The following is a 6,521-nucleotide window of genomic DNA, read 5'->3' as shown; positions in this document are numbered from 1 at the left end:
CGCTGCGCAATGGGTTGCCGGCCGGGTAGCGGTATTCCTCAGCCGCTTCATTCCAGTGGAAATCATTACTCGAAAAACTGTCGTTCTTGCGCTCGGTTTTGTCCCACACCGGCACATGCGGCTCGATATCTTTCTCTTCCACCATCCAGGCCAACATCGGTGCTGTGCCGTAAGCGGTGTCGCCTATTAAGCGATCCGGTTTGATGTCGAACAACTCTTCGACTCGATCAATCATGGTTTTGGTGCTCTCGACCTCGGCCGTTCGATGAGCCGGTGTCGGTTCTACGTCCATGACCACGCCATGCTCGACATCAATCAGGTAGTTCGTGGAGTAGGCGAAAAACGCTGGGCCGCCCGGGGCGGCAGTCCAACGGGATAAAGGATCAGTCAGCGATAAGCGCTTGGGAAGTGCTTCAGCCAGCGCCTCTTCATCGAGTGCTTCGAGGTACTCGCGGACGGCACGTGTGCTGAGCGATGGGTCGCTCCAGTTAACCTCCTCATCACCAAGTACGCCGCGCTGCCGACTCGCATCTGCCTTGATGATGCTGGCGTCCACGGCAAAGCCTTCCCCCTTGACCAGACCGGCGTCCATGCAGCGACGCAGCACTTCATTAAACAGCCAGCGAAACAGATCGCTGTCCCGGAAACGGCCGTGTCGATTCTTGGAAAACGTCGAGTGATTAGGTACTTCATCCTCAAGGCTCAACCGGCAGAACCAGCGATACGCCAGGTTCAAATGGGCCTCTTCACACAAGCGCCGTTCGGAGCGAATGCCATAGCAATAGCCCACGACTAGCATGCGGATCATCAGTTCAGGATCAATCGAAGGGCGCCCAATCGGGCTATAGAAATCGGCGAGGTAGTGGCGCAGGTCGCTCAGATCGAGACACCGATCAATGCTACGCAGGAGATGTTTTTTTGGGATGTGGTCTTCAAGATTGAACGAATAAAACAGCCGATCCTGCACACTCGATAACTGTCCCATCATGCTGCGACTCTCCCGCTGGCCGACGGGCAGATTTTAGACCAATCAGGAGAGCTACTTTTGCAGAAGGACAGTTCATCATCTGCCTCATGTAAAGGCAATTCGCCGAGAGAGGTTTCGTGTGCCTTGATTCCCGAATGTAGATGAAGAAGACTCCATCCATTATCTGAGGTCGAACCAACGACCGTAGTTGTCGAAGTGGGATTACTTTTGAGCTTGGGGCCGACGATGCAGGGAAAAACGTTCGAAATAGTGCGAATAGATCAAATCCACGAAATTGTTTCGCCAACCGTAGAATCACTTTTACAGCCGTTAGGGTTCGAAGTTCAGGGCCCGCTTTCCTGGCTTCGTAGCGTCAATGCTCCCATTCGCCAACTCTTTCGCCTTGAGCAGTGGAAAGGCGGCGCGCTAGCGCCGTCATGGGCTCTGTCACTGGACTTCGTTCCCCATCTTTCCGGCAATGAAATCAAATGGCACAGGACGTCAAAATCAGCACGACCTGATCTGACTTTCGATGTGCGAGATCGAGCGTTTGATATCTCATGCAGCTACGGACCTGATGTCATAGCAACCCGCGCACCCAATATCCTCCGGGCTGCAATTCCAAAAGCTGAATCGTTTTGGAACGAGGCTAGTTCGATAGCCGACCTGCCTGGTGCTTTCGAGCGGGTCAAGCAGCATTTTTCGACTGGTGGCCTGGGTTTCTACAACTACATACAACATCCTCTTGCATACGCGTTTGTATTGGCCATGAACGGCAAGCCCGACAAAGCCGAAGAAGAGTTTCAACGCTATTCACAGCGTCTTTCAGAGGCGGCTCGAAAAAAACTCCGCAAGCTATTCATTGATGCAGGCGGTCACCTTTGCTAAGCGAGTACGACTTTTTCAACAGAATCGGCCAAAAGCGGACCTCGGGTTCAAGCGGGTATTCTCGAAGGTCTATTTTTAGACTGACTCCAACGGATGGAGATCATCGCAATCGAGTATCAAAACTTTCAAAGCATTACCGAACTCAGCTAGGGTTGTGTAGCGTTCCCTTCATTGTCTCTTTCCGGAGGTCTCCAATGCCTTTCAGCACCGTCGTTCTGTTTAAGTGCCCTAGTTGTGCGCACACCAGTCGGACCTTAGTACCTGCTCCCGACACAAGCTGGCTTGAAGGGGCTTCCACTCGAAATGCTGTGATTGACTGTGACCATTGCGGAAAGCGTTACGACGTAACTGTGAAAAAAACTCCCTACAGGTACGAAGTCAAGTTAGTGGACTACCAACATGTTGAGGTATTCTCCAGTGAGCTCACAGAACTTTCCGATTCGCAGGCCACCAGCTCTGGTCAGAATAACGTCCGGGCGACTGACGATCCGCTATTCGAGTTCTTGTCGAGCTACACCCATATGACTGAGGTACTGCATACGTATGGTATTGGCGGATCAGGATTACTGAAGAGCTCTGCTCCGGAAATTAATAAATTGGTGCTATCTGGACTAATCAGCGCAATGGAGGCTTACCTTGCCAACACACTTATGGCACTTGTGGCAGAAGAGATAGGCGCAACTGAGAATCTTCTCTTGAAAGAAGAAAAATTGTCTTTTCAGAAGATCACCCTTTTTGAGGCATGGAATGAGAGTTTGACGGTAGAAAGACGTGTCCAGGACTACTTGCGAGATCAGATCTATCATCGGCTGGGAAAAGTTGAGCAGCTTTATGAGATTGCATTCAATATTCAGATTTTCCCAAGCCTTGAACTTAAAGAGCGACTTCATCGTGCGGTTGCTCTTCGGCACGATATCGTACATCGTAACGGGAGAAGCCTCCAAGGCAAAGAGCAGGAATTCTCGAGTATTGCGGTCCTAGCAATGATGAGAGATATCCATGACTTCGTTATGCACGTGAATAATCAACTCTTCAAAGCGCTCATCGATGCCCAAGAGAATGAATAGTCTTGAGCTTTTTTGGACGCTTCTCACAGACCACCTTTGGCCGTTTCCTGACTTCAGCAGAGGTAGCTCTCTGCCAGGAGCAGTCACTCACTTGCCATATCAGATGGCACGCCGAAGGTGCATTACACCGTTCCGCGATAAACCAAAAACAGTGCTCTCTGGCTATAAGTAAGAAGTTCGGATGTAGTAACAGGCAGAGTGTCAAAAATCCCAGGGTTAGTATCGTGATGGAATTGGCCTGCATAGCCATTGATATCTTTCAGTTCCTCCACAAGCGGGGAGGCGAAGTTTAAGGGGTCAGTGGGGAGCACAGTCCCTATATGTGCAAGTATTCCGCCAAACATTAGGTCCCTAGGCACCAGACCTGGGAATCGTCTGTGCAGGTATCCTTCGAGAAAAGGTCGGATCGCTTTAGCCACCATTCGACTATCGTGGGGAGTACCAGCACAGAACTCCATTAGCAGCCTGTGGTGTCTGTAGAAAGATGACTCACACTCCTGCTCCACGTTGAATTTTGCTAACTGGCTATAGCCGTCAATTGAGTGTTGCAATTGCAGCACCTCTAAGGCAGGCAAGCCCTTCTGACTGAGGACCTCCTTCATATCTCGGATGAAGAAAGGATCATGCGCAAGTACGATAAGCTGTTCAGCACGAGTGCTGATGATACGAAGTATCTCTTTGGTTTGGGACTTACGATTGGTGTCTAGGCTGCACATTGGATCATCGATAACTACAAGCTTTTTCGCTAAGTCCGAATCTGAGTTGACCGTGGCAATAAAAAAGGCAAACGCCAGAGTCCGCTTATCCCCCTCACTTAACGCCGTAGCAAATTTTGGCGTGCCGTCGAGTGTGATGGACATTCCACGAAGAGATAGACCGTATTCACTTCGTAGGCCACCTCGGAAGTTAGCGTCCATTTTTTCAATGCTGAAAGAGGCCCCAAATCTTTTCAAAATCTGGTTAATCGTCTTTTGAAAAGCCGCTAGGGTTGTCGTCATCTGGTCATTAAGAGTCGCACGTGCAGCCTTCTTATTGGACTCTGCCTCTTGCGATCTTTTCTTTATATCAGCTAATAGTGTCAATAGATCGGCTACCTCTTTTTTTCCGCGCGTCACGCTCAGCTGTAATTTCATTACCTCTTGATTAATTGCGCCGACATTCTCCGTCGTCAACCCTCCACGAAACTCATTAATCAGCAACCGTGCCCGCTGAATCTGTGTGTTAGTTTCTCGAGCGCGCTTCAAAACCGTATCCCAACGCTGTTGAGCGCTGGCTTTTTCATCGCTGCTACCGATTGGCTCTAGTGGTCTGTTCAATTTGGCTTGAACCAAGCTGAGCAAGCTGGCACGAACCGCGCCTATTTCGATTTTGGCCTGGTCTATGTCGAAGTTAGGACTATCGATTTGTACCTCTCCCGCCCATAAGGCGATGGAAGCAAAGGCGTTGGCTGTTGCCATCGCTAACTTATCAATCACAGCCTCGGCAGTTCTTGTTTGAACTCCTCGCTCGAGCATCGACACGTTGTTCTTGAGCTGCTCATACTCCTTGTTGAAATGAGTTCGGTAGGCACGTACTAATTCGACATTAGTAGTGGGTTGAGTACAGTAAGGGCAGACTGAACCATTGTCGAATTCCTGGCCCTCACTGATCCATCGTTCGAGTGAGGGATTGCGCATGTGGGCAATATGTGCCGAGACTTTCTGCTCTGCATCTTCCTCAACGTCCCTCAATGAAAGATTGAGGATCTTGAACAGGGCATCCAAGTCGAAAGACGGCTCTTGAATGTCTTCAGGGAGGGGCCGCTTAAGCACTGCATCGATGTTTTGTGCAACCTGTAAGCGCTTTCTTAGGTTATCAATCAGAGGTTGTGCAATTGACTCCGTAGTTGGTGCCAACTTCTGAAATTCTTGGAAGAGCATCCCTTGATGATAGCCAGCAAGCTGAGCCGTCGTACGAGCGAGTTCTGCGTTGGCTTCCAATGACTTTTTGGTGGCTTTTTCCTCCTCGGCCCTCGCTTTAACGGCGGACGCGCCCAATGCAAATTGCAAGAGGTTTTTCCGCTGCCCTGGCGAAACGATACCACCGGAGTGCACATTTTTTTCTATGAACTCCGTGTCAAAAACAAGAAGCTCTGGCCGTGATTCTGACCATTTGCCTTTGGTTAAAGTGACCTTATGTCCACTACCGAATGCTAAAGATACATTTGGTGCGCTCGAGCCATCGATTGTCTTCCGATCGAGAAGTACTGAGGCGTCCCCGTCCGCAACTGATCGCAAGACGCTGGCCAGAGTGGATTTTCCACGTCCATTGTCCGCATAGATCAACTGCGTTTTTGAAAGTTTGAATGCTTTGCCGTCTACATCGTGAAGTAGCCCGATACCGCGAATCCATTCAATTCTTTCGAGCACGATCGCGTCCTTTTAGTGGCAACTGAGAAATGAGAGAAAGCCAGTGTAGTCCATGCCATGCAGGTGCATGGAGAGACGAGACGGTCCTATTCCACGAATTGAGTCGCCCCTATTTCCTAGACACCCGTCAGAGGCTGCTTCTGGCCGATTCTGTTGAAAAAGTAGCTCCCCTGGCTGGCCTCCGGCAAAATCTCCGCATTGGCCGGAGGGGATCACACAGCATGATGGGAGTGGGCAGGAGCGACTGTTTTACTCGTTCAACCTTGAAGACCACATCCCCGCCAATCACCTTCTGCGCAGCATTGATCGATCTGAGCGACATGCGCCATTACCTCTCCGATCTCTATAGCCCGATTGGACGTCCGTCGATTGATCCTGAACTGATGATCCGCATGCTGATCGTCGGCTACTGCTACGGCATCCGCTCCGAACGGCGGTTGTACGAAGAGGCCCATTTGAACCTGGCGTATCGCTGGTTCTGCCGGTTGAACCTTGAAGATGAAGTACCCAATCACTCGACGTTTTCCAAAAATCGACACGGCCGTTTTCGGGACAGTGATCTGTTTCGCTGGTTGTTCAATGAAGTGCTGCGTCGCTGCATGGACGCCGGTCTGGTCAAGGGCGAAGGCTTTGCCGTGGACGCCAGCATTATCAAAGCAGATGCGAGTCGGCAGCGCGGCGTACCGGGAGATGAACAGGTCAACTAGAGCGATCCATCTCTGAGCACCCGCGCCGTGCATGAGTACCTTGAGGTACTCGATGAAGAGGCTCTGGCCGAAACGCTACCGAGGCGCCTGTCGCTGACTGATCCTCAGGCCCGCTGGACCGCTGCTCCAGGAGGCCCAGCTTTCTACGCTTACTCCACGAATTATCTGATCGATACCGAGCACGGTGTGATTGTGGATGTGGAATCCACACCGGCTCATCGAACCGCAGAAGTCGAGAGCACCAAGACGATGATCGAACGGGTCGAAGCGCAGTTCGACATCAAGCCGGAACGCCTCATTGGCGACACCGCTTACGGTACAGCGCCGATGCTGGCCTGGATGGTGGAGGAAAAAGACATCGAGCCGCATGTGCCGGTGTGGGACAAAACCGAGCGCAAGAACGACAGTTTTTCGAGTAATGATTTCCACTGGAATGAAGCGGCTGAGGAATACCGCTACCCGGCCGGCAACCCATTGCGCAGCG

4 protein-coding genes and 1 pseudogene are annotated in these 6,521 nt (G+C 51.1%); 3 read left to right on the top strand and 2 right to left on the bottom strand.

Annotated elements, in window-relative coordinates:
• On the bottom strand, nucleotides 1-988 hold a 988-nt coding region (locus tag TU79_RS24780), incomplete at its 3' end, for an IS5/IS1182 family transposase (RefSeq protein WP_057010420.1).
• Nucleotides 989-1,183: 195 nt separating this feature from the next.
• Between TU79_RS24780 and TU79_RS25895 the strand changes: the two genes are divergently transcribed.
• Both TU79_RS25895 and TU79_RS26210 read left to right on the top strand, forming a co-directional pair.
• Nucleotides 1,184-1,855, top strand: a complete 672-nt coding sequence (locus TU79_RS25895) for a hypothetical protein (RefSeq protein WP_231986828.1) — start codon at nucleotides 1,184-1,186, stop codon at nucleotides 1,853-1,855.
• Nucleotides 1,856-2,049: 194 nt separating this feature from the next.
• Nucleotides 2,050-2,922, top strand: coding sequence for a hypothetical protein (locus TU79_RS26210; protein ID WP_156792485.1), 873 nt, complete (start codon nucleotides 2,050-2,052; stop codon nucleotides 2,920-2,922).
• A gap of 122 nt (nucleotides 2,923-3,044) precedes the next feature.
• On the opposite strand, the gene TU79_RS24770 is transcribed toward TU79_RS26210, so the two are convergent.
• The gene (locus tag TU79_RS24770) at nucleotides 3,045-5,330 is read right to left on the bottom strand and encodes an AAA family ATPase (protein ID WP_057010418.1); all 2,286 of its coding nucleotides are present in this window, start codon (nucleotides 5,328-5,330) and stop codon (nucleotides 3,045-3,047) included.
• A gap of 211 nt (nucleotides 5,331-5,541) precedes the next feature.
• On the opposite strand from TU79_RS24770, the pseudogene TU79_RS24765 reads away from it, so the two are divergent.
• Nucleotides 5,542-6,521: pseudogene (locus TU79_RS24765) on the top strand (transposase); the annotation flags it as partial.

Origin of the sequence: Pseudomonas trivialis (genome assembly GCF_001439805.1) — a bacterium.
Lineage (GTDB): Bacteria > Pseudomonadota > Gammaproteobacteria > Pseudomonadales > Pseudomonadaceae > Aquipseudomonas > Aquipseudomonas trivialis.
The sequence above is the reverse complement of the archived record's forward strand: the minus strand, read 5'-3'. Positions and strand labels throughout refer to the sequence as shown.

Bases quoted from the DNA above. Each gene is read 5' to 3' on its own strand.
- TU79_RS26210 (WP_156792485.1), top strand. From the start codon at position 2,050: ATGCCTTTCAGCACCGTCGTTCTGTTTAAGTGCCCTAGTTGTGCGCAC.